Below are 22,728 nucleotides of genomic sequence, written 5' to 3' on the forward strand. Positions count from 1 at the left end.
GGTCGCCCGTGTTTTTCAGGGCTTCAATAAGTTCACCAGAAAGCCCTGCACCGGCTGCCGCGCCGCCCGCAGATTCAGCAGCGTGTGGGGCGCGCCGGGGATCAACACCACGCTGGCCTGCGGATGGTCTTTGAAGGCCCGGGCGCAATGCCCGCTGGCCGATGCGTTGCCCAGCCAGGTGTTGGTGGGTGAAAAGAAGGGGTCGGTTGCGCTGATGATGTTCAGCACCTGCTGTCCCGGCACCACGGCCGTGTCGGGCCGCTCCACAAAGTAGTTGTCCTCACAACTCCACGAAAAGATGATGCGGCCCGCAAACTCGGCGCCGCCATAGCGTGCCACGGCCGTCGCGCCCTCGCTGGTGCCTGCGAGCACCAGGCGCTGCATGTCCGCCCAGGGCTGGGACTGCAGGGCCTGCAGTGCCAGGGCGATCTCTGACCGGCGCAGCGCGTGGATTTTTTCGTACACCTCCTTGCTGGCAGGCGACTTGTAGGTCACGCGGTCGGGCAGCGCAAACGAGTCGGGCGCCACGCTGGCAATGCCCAGGCTGCCCAGCCATTGCTGCCATTCGCCAATGGCCTTGAGCCCCAGGCCCGACGAGCCATGCAGGAACACCACCACCGGCACCTTGTTGCGCATCGTGGCGGGCGCATCCTTGAACGCCCCCACATAGGCGGCGCCTCCGGTGGCCTGGGCGGGTAACACCAGCAGCGCCCCAGCCATCACGCCTTTGGCAGACGCCTCGGTGTGGACTGTCGCTGTGCCCTTGACCTCCCCTACCGGTGTTTGGGCTTGGGCAGCATTGAGGCCCAGAGACAACAGGATGGCCAGAGACAGGGTCGATATTTTTTTCATGGTGCAACTCCTTTGGGGTTGCACTGTAGAAAGCGGCACAATTCCTGTCCAATGCATCAATTGATGCAATTCATAGCCAATCATTATGAATCTCACCCAACGCCAGCTGCGCATGTTTGTGACCACCGCCGCCGTGGGCAACATCTCGCGCGCCAGCGAGGCCCTGCACATCAGCCAGCCCGCGCTCACCCGCGCGCTGCAAGAGTTTGAGAGCCAGCTGGGGGTCGCGCTCTTCCTGCGCACCACCCGCCAACTGGCCTTGACGCCAGAGGGCGAGAGATTCCTGCCCGTCGCCCAGCGGTTGCTGCACGACCTGACGGAGGCCGCCGCCCTGATCCAGGGTGAAGCCACGGGCCAGCGCGGCTCGGTCAGCCTGGCGGTGGGCGAGGCCTTTGGCTGCACGGTGTTGCCCGACATCCTGCATGCCTTCGTCAAAACACACCCTGGCGTGCGGGTGCGCGTGGTCAACGACAACAGTCAAGGCATCACCCGCCGCGTGGCACAAGGCGAAGTGGACTTTGGCATTGGCTCCCCCGTTGGCCGCACCGAGGCCCTGCGCTGCACCAAGCTGCTGAGCGCACCGCTGGGTCTTCTGTTCAACCCACAGCTGCACCAGCTCAAGGCCTGGGTCCGTACCGAAACACTGGGCGACCTGCCTCTGCTGAAGGAAGGCAGCGACACCAGCATCGTCAGCGTGCTGCGCGCGCAAGGCTCTGACCTGGTGGCACACATGGACCATGGGGTGGAAGTCTCCAGCCTCGCCCTGCAATTGGCCATGGCGCGGGCTGGCGTGGGCATTGCGGTGATGTCCGCACTGGGCGCATCGCACAGGGATGCTGCCGATTTGCGCTTTTCGCCCCTGCGCCCTACCGTGCAGCGCGAGGTGTTTGTGATGCAGCAGAGGGACCGAGCGCTGTCAGTGCCCGCACGGGCGTTGATGGAGGCGGTGGTTGCGGGAGCCAAAGGGGCACAGCTGCATCGCCTGGTGAAGCTGGAGTCATGAAGGGATGACCCGATGTCTGCATGCGGCAATGACCGAGAAAAGTGCATTGGTTCGTGACGCCGGACGCTGGCGCAGGCGCCGCAGCACAACGCCCGCCTAGGAAAAGAACCGCGTCAACGCATCTTCAAATGCAGGCACATCCGCACCGACATGCGAAGTGTTGTACTCGGCCTTGAGCGATACCAGGCCCGGTAGGTTTTGAGAGGCGATCTGATTGAAAACAGGGATACCGATCAGTGGGTGGTTGCCGCCACTCGCACCCGCAAGGAACAAGGTCGCTGGCACAGCCTTTCCATCAATCTGCTTTTCAAACGCTAAGACCCCCGCCGGGCTGGTGTGCTCCCCCACGCTGCACTCTGTCGACAGGTAGTGTGAAAAACTGGGGGGCACACCTGCACGCGCCTCCAGTATCAGCGCGGCCAGAACGAAGTAGCCACCATGAGACAAGCCCGACAACGCCCTTCGTTTGCGATCAATCCGGTACTGGCTCTCAATGGTGTGCGCCAGTTCTTTCACCAGAAAGTCGAGGTACTTCGTTGCGCCGGGCATAAGGAAGTCAGTGCCCCTCCAGGCCGTTCCCCCAATGCCAACCAAAACAGCCTGGGTACCCCGGCGCTGCATGACCTCTTTGAACGTGTCAAAGCGCGAGCGATTGGCGCCCCCGTACGGAGCGTCCCCTTCGGTCGCGTAGATCACAGGCAAAACGGTCGTGCTGTTGGCGTACGACTCGGGCAAGAAAACCTGAATGGCGTACGTGTTGCCATTGGCAACCGACTTGATGGTGGAGTTGATCACCTGGCCTGATGCGGCGGGCCCTGCACCGTCGTCGGCCCCTCCGCCTCCGCAGGCGGTCAGGACGGCGGACGCCGCGCAAATGAGCGCACTTCTGCGCGCGTGCTGAAACTCCATGCCCATGTGTGGTTCCTCCTGCTGCGCCATGGTGGCGGGTGAATGCGACACACCCTGGCCATCTTAGGGGCCCCGCGCGGCGCACGGCTGCGTGGGCGACAGACAAATTTCTTAAGACCAAGTTAATCCAGCCGCTTCATGCTGCCAAGAACGAGGGCCCAGGAACAGAAGACGCTCGATTCCGGCTCGCGGAGCACACCTGAAGGGTCGGTCCGAATGCCGACAGACACCGAAAAATGATCTTGGCCTTTGCTGACAAATGATTAATATGATATATTTGATTAAATCGACAAACAACAACCTTAGCGGCAGGTGAAAACAGGCCGTTGAAGGTCAAGCCCAACGCCCCTGCCATGACTGCCCGGGTTGGAGAGGATTCAAGGAATCCCGTCGAGACAAGACCATCCAGAAAGATGCCGACATGAAAAATCTGAAAATCTCGACCCGCCTGTACGGTGCATTTGCCACCCTGATATTGCTGCTGATGGGGCTTGCGGGGCTGGCTGCCCTCCAGCTCTCCACCATGCGGGCTGCCACCGTGGAAATTGCGGACAACTGGCTCCCGAGCGTTCGAGCGGCCAATGAGATGGACTCGCAGCTGTTGGTGGCACGCATGACCGTATTGGGTCATGTCATGAATACCGACGCAGCGGCGATGGAGGCGATTGACAAGAAGGTAGTGACCGACCGGCAGAGACTGGATCAGTCATTGAAGGCTTACGAGAAGCTCATCAGCGGGGACAACGAACGCAAGGCTTATGACCAGCTCGTGCAGCAATGGAAGCAGTACCGTGAGGTGGATGACCGCGTGCTTGCACTCTCGCGCAAGAACGAAAACGATCAGGCACGGAGTCTCGTGGAGGGTGATTCCAAGAAGCTGTTTGATCTGACCATGGAGACGCTGGACCAGCTGGTAAAGATCAATAGCGATGGCTCGGAGGCATCCCGGGCAGAGTCGGAGGCAACCTATGCCAATGCGCGCGCAACGCTGCTGATGATCTCGACCCTTGCGATAGTGCTGGCCGTGGTGACAGCCCTCTTGCTGGTGCGCTCCATCACCCGCCCATTGGCCCAAGCCGTGCAACTGGCAGAGCATGTGGCTGGTGGTGACCTGAGCACCACCATCCAGGTCACCAGCACGGACGAAACGGGCCAGCTCATGGCAGCGCTGGAGCGCATGCAGCAAAGCCTGGTGAACACCGTGAGCATGGTTCGGCAAAACTCTGAGAACGTGTCTACAGCGTCTTCAGAAATTGCCCAGGGCAACCACGATCTGAGCGCCCGCACGGAGCAACAGGCCAGCGCGCTGGAAGAGACTGCGGCGTCCATGGAAGAGCTGAACTCCACCGTCCGGCAAAACGCAGACAACGCACGCCAGGCCAACCAGCTGGCAATGAGCGCCTCTACGGTCGCAATACAAGGGGGAGAGGTGGTCGGTCAGGTCGTCGAGACCATGAAGGGCATCAACGACAGCAGCAAGAGAATTGCGGACATCATCAGCGTCATCGATGGCATTGCGTTCCAGACCAACATCCTGGCACTGAACGCAGCGGTGGAAGCAGCACGGGCCGGCGAACAGGGCCGCGGTTTTGCCGTGGTGGCCACCGAGGTGCGCAACTTGGCACAGCGCAGCGCAGAAGCGGCCAAAGAGATCAAAACGCTGATCGATGACAGCGTTTCGAGAGTGAGTCAGGGCACAACCCTGGTGGACCAAGCAGGCACGACGATGACGGCAGTGGTGAGCTCCATCAAGCGGGTGACGGACCTCATGGGTGAGATCAGCGCCGCCAGCCAAGAGCAAAGCCAGGGCGTGGCGCAGGTGGGCGAAGCTGTGACCCAAATGGACCAGGTCACCCAACAGAATGCCGCGTTGGTGGAAGAGATGGCAGCCGCGGCCAGCAGCTTGAACAATCAGGCTGCAGAACTTGTCAGTGCGGTCGCGTTCTTCAAATTGCCTGGTGGCCGCGGAGCTTTGGCACGCATGCCTGGGCTATCGTTCGCTGCGCCTCGCCTTCAATAGGATTACAACCTGCGAAATACGACCATCGTCGGGTGGGCTTGGCACGCCAAGACCGCTACCATCGGCCGTCGGCTTTGCCCTTTGCCGACACCCTCACTCTTGGCCCGCCTCGTGCGGGCTTTCTTTTGGAGCCCCGTCTTCAACGGCTGCATACAGCAGCCAAGCGCTCTATCTAGAGTGCCAGGCGTTGGAGGGACTGGCGGCGCGCAAGCCCCATGGGCCGCTGTTTAGCCTGACTGCCATCCCCACTACGAGCCTCGGAAACTCTCCTTCAATGAAAATCCCGGCTCCCCTGCAGCGCCTGCCCCATGCGGCCCAGTAGGGGTGTCAGGTCCTTGAAGCGCTGGGCCACCAGGTGGCGCACCACCGCCGTGCTGCCGGGTGGGCCGGCGCTGCATTGCCACACCCCTTCCACCGCCAGCAGCTGTGACCGCAGCAGCGCATTGCGCCACACATCGACCAGGGCGGGCCAGACGATGACGTTGACGGGGCCGGTTTCGTCCTCCAGCGTGACGAACATGGTGCCCTTGGCGGTGCCAGGGCGCTGGCGCACGGTGACGATGCCGCAGGCGCGCACCTTGCGGCCGTGGGCGACGCTGTGCAGTTGCAGGGCGGTTTGCAGGCGCCAGCGGGTCAGGCGGGGGCGCAACAGGGCCAGAGGGTGGAGGCGTAACGTGAGGCCAGTGGCGGCGTAGTCGAACAGGATTTCTTCGCCCTCGGGCGCCTCGGGCAGTTGCAGCGGGGCCTCGTGCACGGGCACGTCGCGCCACAGGGGCGGCGCGCTGTGCTGGGCGGCGGCGTCCCACATCTGCTGGCGCCGGTGGCCCGACAGGCTGGCCAGGGCGTCGGCGGCTGCCAGGGCTTGCAGGTCTTGCTGGCTCAGTTGGGCACGCAGGGCCAGGTCTTCGGTGGTGGCAAAGGCGGGGCCTGTGGCGCGGGCGTGCAGCAGGCGTTTGGCGGCGTCTGTGTGCAGGCTGCCTACCAGCCGCAGGCCCAGGCGCACGGCGGGCTGGGGCAGCGGCGGTGCGCCCAGGCCGCGTGCGGGGCGCAGCGGCTCGGGGTTGCCCTCCAGCGTGCAGTCGATGTCGCTCACGGTCACGTCGATGGGCAGCACGCGCACGCCGTGGCGGCGGGCGTCCTGCACCAGTTGCGAGGCGCTGTAAAAGCCCATGGGCAACGAGTTGAGCAGCGCCGCCAAAAAGCACGCGGGCTCGTGGCACTTGAGCCAGCTGCTGGCATAGGCCAGCAGCGCAAAGCTGTGGGCGTGGCTTTCAGGAAAGCCGTATTCGCCAAAGCCCAGCATCTGCTGGAAGATGCGGTCGGCAAATTCGGCGGGGTAGTCCCTGTCTTTCATGCCTTGTTTGAGAGGCTCTTCAAAGCGATGCACGCCCCCCTTGCGCTTCCAGGCGGCCATGGAGCGGCGCAGGTCGTCGGCCATGCCGGGGGTGAAGCCCGCCGCGATCATGGCGATCTGCATCACCTGCTCCTGGAAGATGGGCACGCCCAGCGTGCGCGCCAGGGCGTCCTCCAGCTCCGGCTTTTCCAGTTGCAGAGGCTCGCCCTTGCGCCGGCGCTCGCGCGCCTGTAGGTAGGGGTGCACCATGCCCCCCTGGATGGGGCCGGGGCGCACGATGGCGACCTCGACCACCAGGTCGTAGAACTCGCGCGGCTGCAGGCGGGGCAGCATGCTCATCTGGGCGCGGCTTTCGATCTGGAAAACGCCCACGGTGTCGGCGGCGCAGATCATGTCGTAGGTGGCAGGGTCTTCGCGCGGGATTTCCTTGAGACCCCAGTGCTCGCCGCGCAGGGCTGCACGCAGGTTGAGGCAGCGGCGCAGCGCGCTGAGCATGCCCAGGGCCAGCACATCGACCTTGAGCAGGCCCATGTCATCCAGGTCGTCCTTGTCCCACTGGATGACGGAGCGGTCCTTCATGCTGGCGGGCTCCACCGGCACCAGCCGCGTGAGCTTGCCATGGGTCAGCACAAAGCCGCCCACATGCTGGCTCAGGTGGCGCGGAAAATCCTTCAGGTCGGCAGCCAGCTCCAACCACAGCCGGGCGGTATGCCGGTGCAGCGACACGCCCACCGCCTGGGCCAGCTCCTGCAGGCGGTCGGTGGCAAAGGTTTCGTCAAACCAGTGGTGGTCTTTGGCAAACGCATCGACCAGGGCGGGCGCCACGCCCAGGGCCTTGCCTACGTCGCGCAGGGCACTGCGCGTGCGGTAGCAGGTGACCACGGCGGCGATGGCGGCGCGGTCGCGGCCGTATTTGTCGTAGATGTACTGGATGACCTCTTCGCGCCGGTCGTGTTCGAAGTCCACATCAATGTCAGGCGGCTCGCTGCGCTCTTTGCTGATGAAGCGCTCGAACAGCAGGTGGGACTGCTCGGGGGCCACCGCCGTGATGCCCAGCACGTAGCAGACCACCGAGTTCGCCGCCGAGCCCCGGCCCTGGCAAAGGATGCCCACGCTGCGCGCAAACCGCACGATGTCGTGCACGGTCAGGAAATACATCTCATACCCGCAGTGCGCGATCAGATCGAGCTCTTTGCGGATCTGCGCCTGCACGCCCTCGGGCGCGCCCAGCGGGTAATGGCTTCGCACGCCCAGCTCTACCAGCCAGGCCAGTGCCTGGGCAGGTGTCATGCCCTCGGGCACGGTCTCCAGCGGGTAGCGGTACTGGATCTCACTCAGGCTGAAAGTGCAGCGCCCGGCCACGGTGAGCGTGGCCGCCAGCAACTCGGGCGGGTAGATGCCCGCCAGCCGCACGCGCTGGCGCAGGTGGCGCTCGGCGTTGGGCTGCAGCGCAAAGCCGCACTCGGCCACGGTGCAGCCGCGCTTCACGGCGGTGATCACATCCTGCAGCGGCTTGCGCGAGCGGGCGTGCATGTGCACGTCGCCCGCCGCCACCAGCGGCAGCTGCAGTGCAGCGCCCACGCGCTGCAGCGTGGCCAGCCACAGGCTGTCGTCGGCGGCCTGGTGCAATTCGACCGCCAGCCACACATGCGGAGCCTTTTGAGAGCCCAATTGGCTGGTAGCGCTAGTGATACATGCGCTGATTGCTACAAAATCAGAAGCATCAAAGCGCTGACGGCATGGTGCTAGCAGCAGCTCGCACCCCTGCAGCAAGTGCCAGGGGCTGTCCACACCCACGCGGTATTGCCCCTTGGGCGCAGCGGCTCGGGCGGCGGTGATGAACTCGCACAAGTTGCCCCAGCCCTCGGCATCGCGTGCCAGTGCCACCAGCCGCAGGTCACCCCACAAAAACTCGCTGCCCACGATGAGGTGCAGGCCACATTCCTTGGCCGCCCCCCAGGCACGCACCACGCCGGCCACCGAGCATTCATCTGTCAACGCCAGCGCCTGATAGCCGAGTTGGGCAGCGCGCGTGACCAGCTCTTGCGGGTGCGATGCGCCGCGCTGAAAGCTGAAGTTGGACAGGCAATGCAGCTCGGCATATCCCGGCAGCTCGCCTGCGCTCGCTGCGGGGCCTGGCACCGCAGTGGCCTGTGAAGGATGTCGGTGCATCAAACCCATGGACAACCACCCTGCCCGTTCACCCAAAGATTCCGTGCAAGAACCAGCGGTGTGGCCGAGCCACCGCTGGCGTGCCATCCAGCGCAGGCGCCAGGCGCTCGCGAAACACCCACACCAGTCCCGCCACATCGTTGTGGGCCACAAAGTAGTCGCGCAAGGCCAGGCCTGCGCTGGGGTGTGCTGGGTCCACCGCATCGTCGGTGGCAGACCACCAGCCCGCCTCCAACCGGTGGGGCCCGGCCAGCAAGCGCAACAGGCCGTGGTGGCAGGGGCGGTTGCCCTGCACGGCCAGCTGCCGGGGCGGGTTCAGCAGCCAGGTGGGCAGCAGGGGGGCATCCGGGACGATGCCCTGCGAAGCACCGTCCGCACGCGCGGACACAGGACTGGTGGGTGTCCGCGTGGCTGCATTGCGCGTCGCAGCCGAGGGCATGCCCAGCACTTCAGCGGCCGGTCGCCATTGCTGCATGCGTTCGGGCCGATGGTCGGCCAGCAGCACCGGGGCCACCACGTGGTCGGCCCCCAGGCGGGCCGACAGGCGCTCCAGCAGTTGGTGCAGGGCCTCGCCGGGGGTACCGACCGGGTCGGTGCTGCCATGGCTTGTGGGGTCACGCCCGCCCACCTCCCCCGGGGGCAGCAGGCTGGCACTGCGGTGCGGCAACGGGGCCGCGTCGAGCAGCCGCAGCGTGATCTGGTTGACCGGCGCTGCCAGCGTGGTGCGCGCCAGGTTTTCGGCCAGCAGGCGCCGCAGGTGCACCAGGTCGTGGGTGGCCTGGGCGGTGCGCACCTGCAGCGCCTGGGTGGGGGGCAGCGCCACGCCATCCAGGCGCCGCAGGTCGTGGCGCCAGGCCAGCTCCAGCGCCAGCACGCCCTGCTGGCGCGCCTGCAGCCAGGCCTGCAGGGCCGTCAGGCTGCGGCTGGCGCTCCACAGCAGTGCGTCGGCCGACGCGGCCAAGGCGGGCAGCTCGGTGGTCAACACAAACTGCTCGGGCAGTTGCAGCCAGGCATGGGCCTCGGGGGCATCGCCCAGGGCCTGGTCCAGCACTTGCAGCACGCCCGCCCCCAGGCGCCGCGCCACGCCCGCACGCGGCAAGGCCAGCAGTGCCCCCCAGGTGCGGCACCCCATGCGCTCCAGGCTGGCCACATGGGGACGCAGCGCCGTCAGCGTGTGCAAAGGCAGGTTCTCTGCACTGCCCTGCGGTGGGCAGGGGCGCCCTGCCAATGCCATGCGCAGCCTGGCCTGGGCGACCAGGGCGGTGGGGCCTGTGCCCCACACAGTCGGTGCATGGGACACAGGGGCTGTGGTCGATCCAAAGGAATGGGCAGGCTCTTCAGTGCTGCGGACGGGCGGAGGGGCAACGCCCTCCCCTTTGCATCGGGCCGACGCATCAGCCCAGGCTTGCAGCACCAGTGCCTGCAGCGCATCGCGCCCGCCCCACAGGCGTTCGGTGGTGGACACCTCCAGCAACACCGCCTCGCCATCGGCCAGCACCACACGCGGCGTGAAACGCAAGGCCCACCAGCCGGCGGCGGCGTTCAGCACTCCGGTATTTCTATCCGTGCCTGTACCCGCCAAGGCGGCGGCCTCATCGCACCAGGGCAATGGCAGGGCGATCCAGTGCATGCCTGCTCCCTTCTGGTCGGCCTCCGGGCCGGCCTCCTGGCTCGCATACGGGCTGGACTGGGGGCTGGACTGGGGACACATGGCGCGCCAGCGAACCCGCCAAGACCCCGGCCACACGGGCGGCCGCGGCCTGGCGCCCCGCCACCTGGGCAATGGCAGCCTCTTGCGCAGCGCGGCGCCGCTCGGCCTGTGCCACCAGCACCTGCGCCAGTTGAGGGTGGCAGCCCGGCAGTTGGAGCGCCTGCGCCAGCGGAGGCCCTCGGCGCTTGAGGATCTGCACCTGCATGCCGGGGGCTGCTGCGGCATCCCCTGGCAAAGCCAGCCCCTGCACCTGCAGCCGCAATTGGGCCGGCGACGCCTGAGACACCTGTGATGCGGGCCCTGGGGCATCGACCGGACGAAACACCCACAACAATTGCTGCTGCTGGGCCGCCGCCAATTGCAACCGCCGCAAGGCGGCAGGCTGCGCCTGGGGCAGCCAGGCCATGACGGCCAGCACGCCCTGGCAGCGCAGCGCCTGCTCGGCCGCCCACAAGGCGACCATGGGCGAGTCGGCATGCACCACACACACCCGCTCTGCCCGCAACCCCTGCGACTGCAGGGCCGGGCCAAAAGGCTCGCACGGCGGCGCTACCAGCACCACGGCCCCGCTCTGCCGGGCCGTGGCCTGCACCAGTGCGGGCAGCACCAGTTGCCATTCGTGCAGGCCCGCCAGGGGCTGCAGCACTTCGCTCAGGGCCCCCACTGGCCAGCCGCCGCCCGGCAGCTGGGCATCCAGCGCGGCATGGCCCGAAGGCAATACGCGCTGCGCGCTGGCCCCCAGCGCGTCGGCATGCCACACCCCAGGCACGGGGATGGGCAAATCGGACGCGACCCGCAAAGAGGGGCGTGGCGCAGGCATGGTGGTGAGAGAAGTTGAGGCAACACGAATACTGTAAATATAACCAGTATTTTGCCGGATGGGCGAACCTGGAAGCGAAGACCCACCAAGGACGTCGGTATGAGGAGGCCCACGCAGGCAAGGGCTTGTTCACACTATTTTTGCCAGTGCGAAGGCCTCCCCCGCCACGCCAATCCAGGCGCGCGACGACGCCAAGGCCAGGGCCTTGGCCAGGAACGCAACGACGAGTGGCGTGGCGGGGGAGACCTTCACTTCGGGTTGCGATGCCCAGCAAACGCCGCGCGCCGGAGTACCCAGTGGAAGAGGCAAACCCCGCGCCCTGGCGGAGTCGATCCGAAAGTCTGCTTACAGCGTACGCATCGCCCAGTCGCACCAGTCCGCCACCGCCGCATCGGCGGGCGTGGCACGGTCCGAGAGCTGGGGCCAGCGGCGGTGGCTGGCGTTCAGGATGCTTTGCAGTTGCCACAGGGCCTCGCGTCCCACCAGGGCGACCTCGGCCATGCCAATGGCGTCGCCTTGCAATTGCGCCAGCAGCTCGCCCTGGTGCCGGGGGTGCGAGCCCGCTTCGATCAGGGCTTTTTGCAATGCCATGAGACGGGAATCGGTAAACGCAAAGGCAGTGCCCGCAGAAGACTTGGCCGCCGTGTCTGGGGGCAAGGCCGCCTTGAGCTGGTCCCAGTAGGCAAAGGCTTCGGCCAGCAATTCGATCTGGCGGGGCGCATCGTTACCCAGGGGCATCAAGGCCGATTCGCGGGCCACTTCCTCCTGCAGCAGCGGCAGGATGAACGCCACCAGTGCCGAAGGAAACTTGCGGTGATTGAGCCGCAGCACCAGCGACAGCCGCTGCGCGGGCATGTCGTCGTATTTCTCGTAGAAAGCGGCCACCACTTCGGCCAGTAGCAGGATGCGGCCCATGGGCGTGATGTCCGCCCCCAGCAAGGCGCGCGGATAGCCGCTGCCGTCCATGCGCTCATGGTGCTCCAGCACGGCCACTTCGGCAGCACGTGGATAGGCCTGCGTGTCGCGGATCATGAGCATGGCCGAGATGGGATGGGCCACCAGGTGCTTGCGCCCTACCCCCACCACCTTGTGGTCCGGGTCGTCCCAGGCCGGGTCCATGTGCAGCACCCCCAGGTCATGCAGCAGCGCAGCTGCCGCCACCGTGCTGCAATCGCGTTCGCTCAGCCCGCTTTTGACCGCCAGAAATACCGCCACGGTGGTCATCACCAGACTGTGCTGGAACAGCGTGGGCCGCTGGTCACGCATCACGGTGAGCTTGCAGGCCATGGCAGAAGGCAACGGCAGGGACCTCAGGGGCGCCAGCAACCGGGCACCTGAGCCCAGGGCCTCGGCCAGCATGGCGGGCAGGGTTTCCTGCTCGATCAGCGTCTGGCCCAGGGCCAGCAGTGATGGCACGTCCACCGGGTTTTCGATGGACAGATGGCGGTCAATGGGTTCGCGCAGCTTGTGCTGCACCAGGCGGTCGTACAGGCGGCTGTCGATGCGCGCGCCCTTCTCCACCAGCTTGATGCCGTTGTCGGTGTAGATGGCAGCATCTGTGACCACCGTACGCCGGTCGGCCATGTCGGTCAGCGCACGCAAGTAATGGGGACTGTCAGCGTCCTCGGCATCCGCTGAAAGAAGAATATCGGTCATGCAAGCAACACAAATCGTTACTTCGCACTATAGGGGGTTCTCTTGCGGGGCACTGACTCGCGTGACGCGATACAGACATGCAATCTTGATGCACATCAAGCAGCAGGCGCTGCTACCCGTGCTCGTTTTTTGCCGCATGGCAGAGATCACACGTCCGGATTCCCATGACCAAGACCTGGACCCGCCCGGGCTCGCCGGGGTGACAAAGCCCCCTGCCACCTCAATGTCATTGTCCCAAATAGGCGTCAGGGTTTCCATTAAACAATGTCGCCGATAGCCTGCTTTTTGGTGATCCTGGACAGTCAGGCTTGGGTAAACCCTGAAAAGTTCCGCATTGATTGTTCGCAATACTGGAACAGTTAGTTCGCGACCCGGTGGTTTTTCTCTGCACCCCACCGGCGTACAGTTCATCCCATCGATGAGCCGAACCCGCAAGGCGACTCACCGAACCCGGTCCCAAGCAGCTTTCTTTGTTTTTGGCGCTTTGTCCCGGTTTTTTGAGCCGCTTCTTTAACTTCAAGGATTTTTCATCATGAACAACACCGCACGTTTCCTGTCTATCGCCGCTGTCGCCGCTTTCGCTTCTTTTGGTGCCCAGGCTGACGAAGCCGATGCTTCGCAGTTCGCCACCAAGTTTGAAACCAACCGCACCCGCGCTGAAGTGGCTGCCGAAGCTGCCACCGTGGCCCAGACCCGCTCGATCGAGCCCGCTGGTTCGCGTGTGGTGACTTACAAGTCCACGGCTGACCGTGCTGCAGTGCGTGCACAGGCTGCTGAAGCAGTGCGTACCGGCCAGATTTCTTCGGGTGAGCGCGGCTGATTCACCAGGGGCGGCTGAATCTGCCGCCCTGGTTGTGCCGTATCTCTCAGTACCCAAGTCCTCTTTTTAGAATTTTCCGGAGTTTCACCATGAACAAGTCTGTCCGTTTCCTGTCCGTTGCTGCTGTCGCCGCTTTTGCCGCTTTTGGTGCCCACGCTGATGAAGCCGATGCTTCGCAGTTCGCCACCAAGTTCGAAACCAACCGCACCCGTGCTGAAGTGGCTGCAGAAGCTGCTACCGTGGCCCAGACCCGCTCGATCGAACCCGCTGGTTCGCGTGTGGTGACTTACAAGTCCACGGCTGACCGTGCTGCTGTGCGTGCCCAGGCTGCTGAAGCCCTGCGCACGGGCCAGATCTCTTCGGGCGAAATCGGCAACGCAATGTAATTGCCAGAGGCCCCATGCGGACTGCATGAGGGCTTTGTGAAAATTGCCAATGTAAAAGGCCGGGGCCCTGTGAGGGGCCCCGGCCTTTTTTGTGATGCCACTCCACTGCAGGGGTGGCTCAAATGCTTATGGGATCAGCTTGACGCCGGTCTTGGCCTGCAGGGCCTCAAAGGTCACGCCGGGAGCCAGCTCCACCACCTTCAGGCCCTGGGGCGTCACGTCCATGACGGCCAGGTCGGTGATGATGCGATCCACCACACCCACGCCCGTGAGGGGCAGCGTGCACTGGGGCAGGATCTTCAGGTCTTCAGTGCCATCCTTCTTGCGCGCCACATGCTCCATGAGCACGATCACGCGCTTGACGCCAGCCACCAGGTCCATCGCGCCACCCATGCCCTTGACCATCTTGCCGGGGATCATCCAGTTGGCCAGGTCGCCCTTTTCGCTGACCTGCATCGCGCCCAGGATCGACAGGTTGATCTTGCCGCCACGGATCATGGCAAACGACTGGTCGCTGCCAAAGATGGACGAGCCCTTGATGGTGGTCACGGTCTGCTTGCCGGCGTTGATCAGGTCGGCATCCACTTCGTCTTCGGTGGGAAACGGGCCGATACCCAGCATGCCGTTTTCGGACTGCAGCCACACCTCTTTGTCGGCAGGCACAAAGTTGGCCACCAGCGTGGGGATGCCAATGCCCAGGTTCACATAAAAGCCGTCTTCGAGTTCATGGGCGGCACGGGCCGCCATTTGGTCTTGACTCCACGACATAGATACTTCTCCAGCTTGTTCTGTACGGTTGTGCGGCAGCGGCTCAGACGCCCGCTTTTTCGGTGATGGTGCGCTTTTCAATGCGCTTCTCGGGCGTGGCGTTGTGCACGATGCGGTGCACATAGATGCCAGGCAGATGGATTTGGTCAGGCGCAATGGCGCCGGTTTCCACCACCTCTTCCACCTCCACGATGGTGATCTTGCCGGCCGTGGCCGCAGCGGGGTTGAAGTTGCGCGCCGTGAGACGGAACTGCAGGTTGCCCGACTTGTCGGCACGCCAGGCCTTGACCAGCGACACATCGGGCACCAGCGAACGCTCCATCACATAGTTTTCGCCATCGAACTCGCGCAGTTCCTTGCCCTCGGCCACGATGGTGCCCACGCCGGTCTTGGTGAAAAAGGCCGGGATGCCCGCACCGCCCGCACGCAGCTTTTCGGCCAGCGTACCCTGGGGGGTGAACTCCAGCTCCAGCTCGCCAGCGAGGTACTGGCGCTCGAACTCCTTGTTCTCGCCCACATACGACGAGATCATCTTCTTGATCTGGCGGGTCTCGAGCAGTTTGCCAAGGCCGAAGCCGTCCACGCCCGCATTGTTGGAGATCACAGTCAGGTTCTTCACGCCCGAATCGCGCAGCGCGTCGATCAAGGCTTCAGGAATGCCACACAGTCCAAAGCCACCAACAGCCATGAGTTGGCCATCTGCAACCACGCCCTTCAGGGCCTCGGCTGCGGAGGGGAATAACTTGTTCACCACGATCTCCTTATGAATGGGATGCGCTACGATACTACGTACTTAAATAAGTAGTTTTCCGTAAAGATTAGCACTATGGACGTTGATTACCGACTGGCTTTCGACATGGCCCCTGTGGGGCTGGTGCTCTCGCGCAACCGCACCATGGTGGACTGCAACCGCCATGTCTGCGAAATGTTCGGCGCCTCGCGCGAAGTGCTGATCGGCCAGTCGTTCCAGATACTCTATCCCAGCGCCGACGAATATGAGCGGCTTGGGGCGCACATGGAGCCCATCCTGAACGCCAAGGGCCACTATGCGGACAACCGCATCATGAAGCGCGCCAATGGCGAAGTGTTCTGGTGCCACGTGTCCGGCCGCGCACTCAACCGCGATGCCCCGCATGAGTCCGGCATCTGGAGCTTCGAAGATCTGAGTTCGCAGCGCGCCGTGAAGGCGGAGCTGACGGGTCGTGAGCGCGAGGTAGCCGCCCGCCTGCTGGAAGGCCTGACCTCCAAGGAGATCGGTCGGGCGCTGGAGATCAGCCACCGCACGGTAGAAATTTACCGTGCGCGCCTCATGCGCAAGTACAACGCCTCCACCGCCGCCGACCTGGTACACAAGCTGCTGGCAGGCGGCTGAACCTGCCCTCGAAGGACAGCACTACCGCCCTATTGCCTACTTGGCCGGGCCGTCGATGACTTCGGCGGCGGTGCGAAACGCCTCTACCGCCGTCGGCAGGCCGCAGTAGACACTGGCGTGCAGCAAAACCTCCTGCAACTCCTCCGCAGTAGCGCCATTGTTCAGCGCGCCACGCACATGGCCCTTGAGTTCATGCTGCTTGCCCAGCGCGATCAACATGGAAACCGTGATGAGACTGCGGGTCTTGCGGTCCAGCCCGGGCCGCTGCCAGACATCGCCCCACGCGTTGCGCGTGATGTATTCCTGAATGGGCTGCGTGAAAGAGGTGGCGTTGCCCAGCGCACGGTCCACAAAATCGTCACCCATGACCTCGCGGCGGGTGGCCAGGCCTTTTTCGTAGTCTTTGGTCGGGGTTGGTGTCACGCGGGCTCTCCTTGAAGGGTTGAAACATCAAGGCCCGATGGTAGCGAGCGCACGCAGGGCTTCCACCGCGCAAACAACAGAACGCCCGGCACATGCACTGCACACGCCGGGCTTCATGGCTTCGTGAACGGCTCGCCCCATGCCATCCCCTGACGACATGGGAGCAAGGCCTCACTGATCAGGCGCTGGCACCGCCTGCGGTCAGGTCAAACCGGTCCAGGTTCATCACCTTGGTCCAAGCCTTGACGAAGTCCTGCACAAACACTGCCTGTGCATCGCTGCTGGCATAGACCTCGGCCAGCGCACGCAACACCGAGTTGGAGCCAAACACCAGGTCGGCCACCGTGCCGGTCCATTTTCTGGCACCTGTGCTGCGGTCCACACCTTCCAGCACACCCGCTGCACCCGACGACTTCTGCCATCGGGTGCGCATGTCGAGCAGGTTCACGAAGAAGTCATTGCTCAACGTACCAACGCACTGCGTGAAGACACCATGGGTTGCCTGCCCCACGTTGGCACCCAGCACGCGCAGGCCACCCACCAGCACCGTCATCTCGGGCGCCGTCAACGTGAGCTGGTTGGCGCGGTCCACCAGCAGCTCGGCCACGGCGCCTTCCAGGCCAGGGCGCACGTAGTTGCGAAAGCCATCGGCCACGGGCTCCATCACCTCGAACGACGGCACATCGGTCTGCTCTTGCGAGGCATCCGTGCGGCCAGGCGTGAAGGGAACGGTCACGTCCTGCCCTGCCTGCTTTGCGGCAGCCTCCACGGCAGCGCCACCGGCCAGCACGATCAGGTCCGCCAGCGAGATCTTCTTGCCGCCCGTCTGCGCCGCATTGAAGTCGCGCTGGATGGCTTCGAGCTGGCCCAGCACCTTGGCCAGTTGCAAAGGCTGGTTCACTTCCCAATCCTTCTGAGGAGCCAGACGGATGCGCGCGCCGTTGGCGCCGCCCCGCTTGTCGCCGCCCCGGAACGTGGAGGCAGAGGCCCAGGCCGTGGATACCAGTTCCGAAATCGACAAGCCCGATGCCAACACCTTGGCCTTGAGCGCAGCGATGTCCTGCGCGTTCACCAAGGCATGGTCCACGGCAGGCACAGGGTCTTGCCAGACCAGCACTTCGGCGGGCACCTCCGGCCCCAGATAGCGGGCACGCGGCCCCATGTCACGGTGCGTGAGCTTGAACCAGGCACGCGCAAATGCATCGGCAAACTGCTCGGGGTTCGCCAAAAAGCGGCGCGAGATCTTTTCGTAGGCCGGGTCAAAGCGCAGCGACAGGTCGGTGGTGAGCATGGTGGGCACCAGCTTTTTCGACGGGTCGTGTGCGTGCGGGATCGTCGCTGCAGCCCCCTTGGCCGTCCACTGGTGGGCGCCTGCCGGGCTCTTGGTCAGCTCCCACTCGTAGCCGAACAGGTTTTCGAAGAAGTTGTTGCTCCACTGCGTGGGCGTGGTGGTCCAGGTGACTTCCAGGCCACTGGTGATGGTGTCACCGCCTTTGCCAGAGCCATGGCCGCTCTTCCAGCCCAGGCCCTGGTCCTCGATGCCTGCACCTTCGGGCTCCTTGCCCACCAGCGCGGCATCGCCAGCACCGTGGGTCTTGCCAAAGGTGTGGCCGCCAGCAATCAGCGCCACGGTCTCTTCATCGTCCATCGCCATGCGCGCAAAGGTGTCGCGGATGTCGCGCGCGGCGGCGATGGGGTCGGGGTTGCCGTTCGGGCCTTCGGGGTTCACATAAATCAGGCCCATCTGCACAGCAGCCAGCGGGTTGGCCAGGTCGCGCTCACCGCTGTAGCGTTTGTCGCTGCCCAGCCAGGTGGATTCAGCGCCCCAGTACACGTTTTCATCGGGTTCCCACACGTCAGGGCGTCCGCCGGCAAAGCCAAAGGTCTTGAAGCCCATGGATTCGAGTGCCACATTGCCCGTCAGGATCATCAGATCGGCCCAAGAGATCTTGCGGCCATATTTCTGCTTGACGGGCCACAGCAGGCGGCGGGCCTTGTCCAGGTTGGCGTTGTCGGGCCAGCTGTTGAGCGGCGCAAAACGCTGTTGCCCGGCCCCGGCGCCACCACGGCCGTCTGCCAGGCGGTAGGTGCCCGCGCTGTGCCAGGCCATGCGCACAAACAGCGGTCCATAGTGGCCAAAGTCTGCGGGCCACCAGTCCTGCGAGTCGGTCATCAGTGCGCGCAGGTCGGCCTTCACAGCAGCAAGGTCGAGGCTCTTGAATTCTTCGGCGTAATTGAAGCCGTCTCCCATCGGGTCGGTGAGCGGGGAGTTCTGGTTCAGGGGGCGGAGATTGAGCTGGTTGGGCCACCAGTCGGCATTGCGGGGGCCCGTGGGCACGGCCTTGGTGTGGTCAAAGGGGCATTTGGCTTCGGTCGTCATGGGTCATCTCCTGTGAAATCGCGTCGGCAAAACGTATCGACAGGGCAGATGGTAGGAAGCAAACGATGACAGGTAAATTGAATCGATTGAATCTCATCAATAGCCAATATCAATAGATCATCATCCTTTCATTGATTTCGTTGCGATACCCAGACAAGTTGAGGCTGGGGCAGCGTCAACGCGAACGCGCAAGCGGCAGCCCAGGTGCACCCATGTCAGCCCTCAGGATGCGCCCATGGGTAGAGTCGGTGACATACACCGTGGTACGCCCTGCCCCGCCAAACGCCAGGTTGGTGGTGGAGCTGCCCGGTGCGCCGCGCAGCACCTGCACGGGCTCGGCCCGGTGGTTGAGCACCCACACATAGCCCAGGCCCGGGTTGGCCACCAGTAGGTGACCCTCGGCATCCACGGCCAGGCCGTCAGGGCCGCTGGGGCCATACGAGCTGAAGAACTGGCTGACCTTGGCCACGCTGCCATCGGGCAGCAGCGGCACGCGCCACACACAGTTGCCACGCGTCACGGCCAGATACAGCACGCGGCCGTCGGGCGACAGGGCCACGCCGTTGGGGCTGGGCACGTTGTGCAGCAGCAAGTCGAGCTGACCATTGGGCCGCAGGCGGTACAGGCGACCACTCGGGTCGTGCAGGCCGCTTTGGCCCTGGTCGGTGAAGTAGAGGTTGCCTTCGGCGTCAAAGATCAGGTCGTTCACGCCCTTGAAGCGCTCGCTGTTGCGGCGCTGCAGGTACGGGGTGATGGCGCCCGTGGTCACGTCGAGCTGCATCAGGCCGTTCTTGTAATCGGTGATGAGCAGCGTGCCGGGCTTCAAGAACTTCAGGCCGTTGGGCTCGCCGTCGTACTCGGCCACCAGCGCCCAGTCGCCCTGCGGGTTAATGCGAAAGACCCGGCCCCAGGGGATGTCGCTGACGTAGAGGTTGCCTGCGTCGTCGAACACCGGGCCTTCCAGAAACGAATCGGTGATGGTGCCGCCCCGGTTGGCGTCAGCCCAGTCGCTGCGCTCGCGGCGACGAAAGGGCTCGGGCATGGTGGTGAACAGGTCGAGATCGCGGACCTCAGGGGCTTGCAACAAAAACATGGCGGGTCTTTCCAATTCATTCAGGCGAGGGCGGCGGTATCGAAACCATACAGCCGCGCCGGGTTGTCGACCAGGATGCGGTCCATGGCCGCGTCGCTGCCGGCCCAGGCCTGCAGCAGGTCCACCAAATCGGCATCGTTCACGGTGCCGGGCGCCTCGGTGGTGTGCGGCCAGTCGCTGCCCCACACCAGGCGATCCGGCGCGGCTTGCACCAGGGCCTGGCCCAGCGGCAGGGTGTCGGCGTAGCTGGGGCCATGCACGGTCGAGCGCATGTAAGCGCCCGAGAGCTTGACCCAGGTGTTGCCACCATCGAGCAAACCACGCACCACGCCATAGGCCTCCGCAGCCGGGCCTTCGGCGGGATTGATGCGGCCCAGATGGTCGATGACCAGGGGCACGGGCAGGGTGTGCAGCTGGGGCGCGAGCGCGATGAGTTGCTCCGGCTGCGCAAAGATCTGGAGATGCCAGCCCGCGCAGGCCGGGTGCTCGGCCACCTTGCGCGCCAGCGTGGCCAGCATGGCGGGCGTGGTGGTGCCCCACGATTGGGGCGAGACGAAATTGACGCGCAGCCCGCGCACACGGCGTGCAGCCAGGTGGGCCAGCTCGTCGGCACCCACGCCGTCGCCCACCACGGCCACACCGCGTGCAGCGTCGCCCAGCTGGTCCAGCGCATCCAGCGTGCAGGCGTTGTCGGTGCCGTAGGTCGATGGCGTGACCACCACCGTGCGCGTGGTGCCCAGGCGCGCCCGCAGTTGCCGGTACACCGCCACGGGCGCCACTGGCGGAGTACGCGGCCAATGGGCTGACGGCGCAAAGCGCGGGTCAAAGATGTGCATGTGGCTGTCGCACGCGCCGGGCGGCAACTGGCGCTGCGGGCGGTTCAGGCCCACGGAATGCGGCACGGGCGTGGTCAGCGCTAGCAAAGGCATCAGTCAGTCCAGCTTGATATTGCCCTTCTTCACGACCTCGCCCCACTTCGCATCTTCCTTCTTCAGGAAGGCGGCAAAGTCTGCGGGCGTCGAACCGATGGGCTGGGCGCCCAGGTCGGCGAGGCGCTGCTTCACTTCGTCTTCTTTCAGCACCTCTTGCAGGGCTTGCTGCAGTTTGGTGGCCACGTCCGCAGGCACGCCCGCAGGCAGGAACACGCCGTTCCACTCATAGGCCTCGTAGCCGGGAATGGCCGCCTCGGCCACCGTGGGCACATCGGGCAGGCGCTTGGAACGCTCAGGCGCCGAAACGGCCAGCGCACGCAGCTTGCCGCCCGCCACATGCGGGTAAGTGGCGGCCACGGTGCCGAACATGAAATCCACCTGGCCGGCCATCACGTCAGTGATGGCGGGGCCGCCGCTCTTGTAGGGCACATGCACCATATCGAGGCCCAGCTTCTGGGCCATCAGCTCCGCCGCCAGCCGCTGCACCGTGCCGCTGCCGCCAGAGGCAAAGTTGATCTTGCCCGGTTGCGCCTTGGCCTTGGCGATCAGCTCGCCCACGTTCTTGTAGGGCGCATCGGCCTTCACGATGAGCACATTGGGCGCCAGCAGCACCAGCGACAGCGGCTGCAGTGCGTTGGCGGCATACGGCATCTTGGGGAACAGGTGCGGGTTGATGGAATACGGCGTGGCGTCGTACAGCATGGTGTAGCCATCTGCCGGGGCCTTGGCCACGAAGCTGGCGCCAATGGTGCCGCTGGCACCAGCCTTGTTGTCCACGATCACGCTGCTGCCGAGCTTGGCGCCCAGGCGGGTGGCCACCACACGGGCCACGGCATCGGCCGCGCCACCGGGGGCGTAGGGCACGACGATGGTGATGGGCCGCTCGGGGAAGGCGGCGTGGGCCACGCCAGCGGCCAGGGCGCAGGCGGCGATCAGGGGTTTGAGGAAGCGAAACATACGTGTCTCCAATCAGTTCTAGGTTCTACAACAGGGCAGCTCAATCTGCTTTGAGATCGAGCGCTTTGGCAATCTGGCTATACGTCGCAGCTTCGCGGGCCACACGGGTCGCAAAGGTATTGCCACACACCGATTCGGCATCCATCCCCAGGCCGCGCAGCTTGTCAGCGGCCGATTCGCTCTTGGCAAAGTCGGCGGCCGTGCGCTCCAGCGCCTGGGCGATGGGCTCGGGCAAGCCCGCCGGGGCCAGCACGCCGTACCACACGTCGGCAGCGTAGTGGCCACCGCCCGCTTCGGCAAACGTGGGTACCTCGGGCACCAGGGCCGAGCGCTGGGGCGCGCCCACGGCCAGCGCGCGCAGCTTGCCGCTCTTGATCTGCGGCAGCACCGAGCCCAGGGTGGCGAAGGAGCTGTCGAGCTGCCCGCCCATCAGGTCCGTCACCACGGGCGCGGCGCCCTTGTAGGGCACGTGGTTGAGCTGCAGGCCCTGGGCGCGGGCAAAGATCTCGGTGGCAAAGTGGCCCGAGCTACCCACCCCGGCAGTGCCCGCCGTCACGCGGCCGGGCTCGGCGCGGGCCTTGGCCTGGTAATCGGCCAGCGTCTTGACCGGCAGGCTGGGGGCCACCACCAGCACCGTGGGGCTGCTGGCCACCGTGCACAGGGGGCGGAAGGACTTCACCGCATCGAACTTGACGCGGCCCTGGTACAGCGCCGGAATCATGGTGTGGTTGGTGGCACCGAACAGCAGCGTGTAGCCATCGGCCGGGGCACTGGCCACGGCCTGGGCGGCAATGATGGTGCCCGCGCCCGGCTTGTTGTCGATGATGAAGGGCTGGCCCAGCGCCTTGCTGGCGTGGTCGGCAAAGGCGCGCGCCACCACGTCGGTGGGGCCGCCCGCCGCAAAGCCCACCACCAGCTTCACGGGCTTGGTCGGATAGGCTGCTGCGCCCGTTTGCGCGCAGGCGGCGCCAGACGCTACTAAAACAATAGCTGCCAGCGCATGATTGACTAGCGCAAGAGGCCTATTTTTCTTGAAATTGCGTGCCATGGTCTGTTGTCTCCTGTGCAGCCGGGCACCCTGCCCGGCCATGTTCTTGGGG

The 22,728-nt window shown here is 64.9% G+C and carries 20 protein-coding genes; 5 read left to right on the forward strand and 15 right to left on the reverse strand.

What is annotated here, in order from left to right; translation table 11 throughout:
• Positions 1-15 precede the first annotated feature (15 nt).
• A complete protein-coding gene (locus C8C96_RS16895) occupies positions 16-852 on the reverse strand; it encodes a dienelactone hydrolase family protein (RefSeq protein ID WP_121943046.1) in 837 nt (278 codons plus the stop codon).
• 85 nt (positions 853-937) lie between these two features.
• Between C8C96_RS16895 and C8C96_RS16900 the strand changes: the two genes are divergently transcribed.
• Entirely contained in the window at positions 938-1,855 is a 918-nt protein-coding gene (locus tag C8C96_RS16900; protein ID WP_121943047.1) for a LysR family transcriptional regulator, read from the forward strand.
• A 96-nt stretch (positions 1,856-1,951) separates the two neighbouring features.
• On the opposite strand, the gene C8C96_RS16905 is transcribed toward C8C96_RS16900, so the two are convergent.
• Positions 1,952-2,770 carry an alpha/beta hydrolase-fold protein gene (locus C8C96_RS16905; protein ID WP_158605768.1) on the reverse strand — a complete coding sequence of 273 codons (819 nt, stop codon included), beginning with the start codon at positions 2,768-2,770 and terminating at the stop codon, positions 1,952-1,954.
• A gap of 415 nt (positions 2,771-3,185) precedes the next feature.
• On the opposite strand from C8C96_RS16905, the gene C8C96_RS25355 reads away from it, so the two are divergent.
• Complete coding sequence (locus C8C96_RS25355; protein WP_147455689.1) at positions 3,186-4,784, forward strand: methyl-accepting chemotaxis protein; 1,599 nt, start codon at positions 3,186-3,188, stop codon at positions 4,782-4,784.
• Between the two features lie 271 nt (positions 4,785-5,055).
• Here the strand turns inward: C8C96_RS25355 and C8C96_RS16915 are convergent, their stop codons facing one another.
• From C8C96_RS16915 to C8C96_RS16930, 5 genes are all read right to left on the reverse strand, one after another.
• Complete coding sequence (locus C8C96_RS16915) at positions 5,056-8,310, reverse strand: error-prone DNA polymerase (RefSeq protein ID WP_121944061.1); 3,255 nt, start codon at positions 8,308-8,310, stop codon at positions 5,056-5,058.
• Between the two features lie 28 nt (positions 8,311-8,338).
• Positions 8,339-9,940 carry a DNA polymerase Y family protein gene (locus C8C96_RS16920; protein WP_121943049.1) on the reverse strand — a complete coding sequence of 534 codons (1,602 nt, stop codon included), beginning with the start codon at positions 9,938-9,940 and terminating at the stop codon, positions 8,339-8,341.
• Positions 9,903-10,841 (reverse strand): translesion DNA synthesis-associated protein ImuA, encoded by a 939-nt coding sequence (gene imuA / locus C8C96_RS16925; protein WP_121943050.1) that lies wholly within the window; start codon positions 10,839-10,841, stop codon positions 9,903-9,905. Before imuA ends, C8C96_RS16920 begins: the two co-directional genes overlap by 38 nt.
• 129 nt (positions 10,842-10,970) lie before the next feature.
• Positions 10,971-11,093, reverse strand: a complete 123-nt coding sequence (locus C8C96_RS25305; RefSeq protein ID WP_255424911.1) for a hypothetical protein — start codon at positions 11,091-11,093, stop codon at positions 10,971-10,973.
• 93 nt (positions 11,094-11,186) lie between these two features.
• Positions 11,187-12,497 carry an HD-GYP domain-containing protein gene (locus tag C8C96_RS16930; protein ID WP_121943051.1) on the reverse strand — a complete coding sequence of 437 codons (1,311 nt, stop codon included), beginning with the start codon at positions 12,495-12,497 and terminating at the stop codon, positions 11,187-11,189.
• Between the two features lie 532 nt (positions 12,498-13,029).
• Between C8C96_RS16930 and C8C96_RS16935 the strand changes: the two genes are divergently transcribed.
• Positions 13,030-13,317 carry a hypothetical protein gene (locus tag C8C96_RS16935; protein WP_056746105.1) on the forward strand — a complete coding sequence of 96 codons (288 nt, stop codon included), beginning with the start codon at positions 13,030-13,032 and terminating at the stop codon, positions 13,315-13,317.
• A gap of 89 nt (positions 13,318-13,406) precedes the next feature.
• Positions 13,407-13,703, forward strand: coding sequence for a hypothetical protein (locus C8C96_RS16940; protein ID WP_056062211.1), 297 nt, complete (start codon positions 13,407-13,409; stop codon positions 13,701-13,703).
• Positions 13,704-13,829: 126 nt separating this feature from the next.
• Here the strand turns inward: C8C96_RS16940 and C8C96_RS16945 are convergent, their stop codons facing one another.
• Both C8C96_RS16945 and C8C96_RS16950 read right to left on the reverse strand, forming a co-directional pair.
• Entirely contained in the window at positions 13,830-14,471 is a 642-nt protein-coding gene (locus tag C8C96_RS16945) for a CoA transferase subunit B (protein ID WP_056746107.1), read from the reverse strand.
• Between the two features lie 43 nt (positions 14,472-14,514).
• Positions 14,515-15,222 (reverse strand): CoA transferase subunit A, encoded by a 708-nt coding sequence (locus tag C8C96_RS16950; RefSeq protein WP_121943052.1) that lies wholly within the window; start codon positions 15,220-15,222, stop codon positions 14,515-14,517.
• 75 nt (positions 15,223-15,297) lie between these two features.
• On the opposite strand from C8C96_RS16950, the gene C8C96_RS16955 reads away from it, so the two are divergent.
• Positions 15,298-15,843: a PAS and helix-turn-helix domain-containing protein gene (locus C8C96_RS16955; protein WP_056067748.1), complete on the forward strand. Its 546-nt coding sequence runs from the start codon at positions 15,298-15,300 to the stop codon at positions 15,841-15,843.
• A 36-nt stretch (positions 15,844-15,879) separates the two neighbouring features.
• Here the strand turns inward: C8C96_RS16955 and pcaC are convergent, their stop codons facing one another.
• The 6 genes from pcaC to C8C96_RS16985 all read right to left on the reverse strand — a co-directional run bounded on the left by pcaC (position 15,880) and on the right by C8C96_RS16985 (position 22,676).
• A complete protein-coding gene (gene pcaC / locus C8C96_RS16960) occupies positions 15,880-16,266 on the reverse strand; it encodes a 4-carboxymuconolactone decarboxylase (RefSeq protein ID WP_082522567.1) in 387 nt (128 codons plus the stop codon).
• Between the two features lie 178 nt (positions 16,267-16,444).
• A complete protein-coding gene (gene katG, locus C8C96_RS16965; RefSeq protein ID WP_121943053.1) occupies positions 16,445-18,646 on the reverse strand; it encodes a catalase/peroxidase HPI in 2,202 nt (733 codons plus the stop codon).
• A gap of 175 nt (positions 18,647-18,821) precedes the next feature.
• On the reverse strand, positions 18,822-19,739 hold the full coding sequence (locus C8C96_RS16970; protein WP_121943054.1) for an SMP-30/gluconolactonase/LRE family protein: 918 nt from the start codon (positions 19,737-19,739) through the stop codon (positions 18,822-18,824).
• Between the two features lie 20 nt (positions 19,740-19,759).
• Complete coding sequence (locus C8C96_RS16975; RefSeq protein WP_121943055.1) at positions 19,760-20,668, reverse strand: amidohydrolase; 909 nt, start codon at positions 20,666-20,668, stop codon at positions 19,760-19,762.
• A 3-nt stretch (positions 20,669-20,671) separates the two neighbouring features.
• Positions 20,672-21,628: a tripartite tricarboxylate transporter substrate binding protein gene (locus C8C96_RS16980; protein WP_121943056.1), complete on the reverse strand. Its 957-nt coding sequence runs from the start codon at positions 21,626-21,628 to the stop codon at positions 20,672-20,674.
• Between the two features lie 40 nt (positions 21,629-21,668).
• Positions 21,669-22,676 carry a tripartite tricarboxylate transporter substrate binding protein gene (locus tag C8C96_RS16985; RefSeq protein ID WP_121943057.1) on the reverse strand — a complete coding sequence of 336 codons (1,008 nt, stop codon included), beginning with the start codon at positions 22,674-22,676 and terminating at the stop codon, positions 21,669-21,671.
• Positions 22,677-22,728 lie beyond the last annotated feature (52 nt).

It is taken from the genome of Acidovorax sp. 100, assembly GCF_003688355.1.
GTDB lineage: Bacteria > Pseudomonadota > Gammaproteobacteria > Burkholderiales > Burkholderiaceae_C > Acidovorax > Acidovorax delafieldii.

Bases quoted from the DNA above. Each gene is read 5' to 3' on its own strand.
- C8C96_RS16975 (WP_121943055.1), bottom strand. From the start codon at position 20,668: ATGCCTTTGCTAGCGCTGACCACGCCCGTGCCGCATTCCGTGGGCCTG.
- katG (WP_121943053.1), bottom strand. From the start codon at position 18,646: ATGACGACCGAAGCCAAATGCCCCTTTGACCACACCAAGGCCGTGCCC.
- C8C96_RS16945 (WP_056746107.1), bottom strand. From the start codon at position 14,471: ATGTCGTGGAGTCAAGACCAAATGGCGGCCCGTGCCGCCCATGAACTC.
- C8C96_RS16935 (WP_056746105.1), top strand. From the start codon at position 13,030: ATGAACAACACCGCACGTTTCCTGTCTATCGCCGCTGTCGCCGCTTTC.
- C8C96_RS16915 (WP_121944061.1), bottom strand. From the start codon at position 8,310: ATGCACCGACATCCTTCACAGGCCACTGCGGTGCCAGGCCCCGCAGCG.
- C8C96_RS16920 (WP_121943049.1), bottom strand. From the start codon at position 9,940: ATGCACTGGATCGCCCTGCCATTGCCCTGGTGCGATGAGGCCGCCGCC.
- C8C96_RS16980 (WP_121943056.1), bottom strand. From the start codon at position 21,628: ATGTTTCGCTTCCTCAAACCCCTGATCGCCGCCTGCGCCCTGGCCGCT.
- C8C96_RS16930 (WP_121943051.1), bottom strand. From the start codon at position 12,497: ATGACCGATATTCTTCTTTCAGCGGATGCCGAGGACGCTGACAGTCCC.
- C8C96_RS25355 (WP_147455689.1), top strand. From the start codon at position 3,186: ATGAAAAATCTGAAAATCTCGACCCGCCTGTACGGTGCATTTGCCACC.
- imuA (WP_121943050.1), bottom strand. From the start codon at position 10,841: ATGCCTGCGCCACGCCCCTCTTTGCGGGTCGCGTCCGATTTGCCCATC.
- C8C96_RS16955 (WP_056067748.1), top strand. From the start codon at position 15,298: ATGGACGTTGATTACCGACTGGCTTTCGACATGGCCCCTGTGGGGCTG.
- C8C96_RS16970 (WP_121943054.1), bottom strand. From the start codon at position 19,739: ATGTTTTTGTTGCAAGCCCCTGAGGTCCGCGATCTCGACCTGTTCACC.
- C8C96_RS16985 (WP_121943057.1), bottom strand. From the start codon at position 22,676: ATGGCACGCAATTTCAAGAAAAATAGGCCTCTTGCGCTAGTCAATCAT.
- C8C96_RS16900 (WP_121943047.1), top strand. From the start codon at position 938: ATGAATCTCACCCAACGCCAGCTGCGCATGTTTGTGACCACCGCCGCC.
- C8C96_RS16940 (WP_056062211.1), top strand. From the start codon at position 13,407: ATGAACAAGTCTGTCCGTTTCCTGTCCGTTGCTGCTGTCGCCGCTTTT.
- C8C96_RS16905 (WP_158605768.1), bottom strand. From the start codon at position 2,770: ATGGGCATGGAGTTTCAGCACGCGCGCAGAAGTGCGCTCATTTGCGCG.
- C8C96_RS16895 (WP_121943046.1), bottom strand. From the start codon at position 852: ATGAAAAAAATATCGACCCTGTCTCTGGCCATCCTGTTGTCTCTGGGC.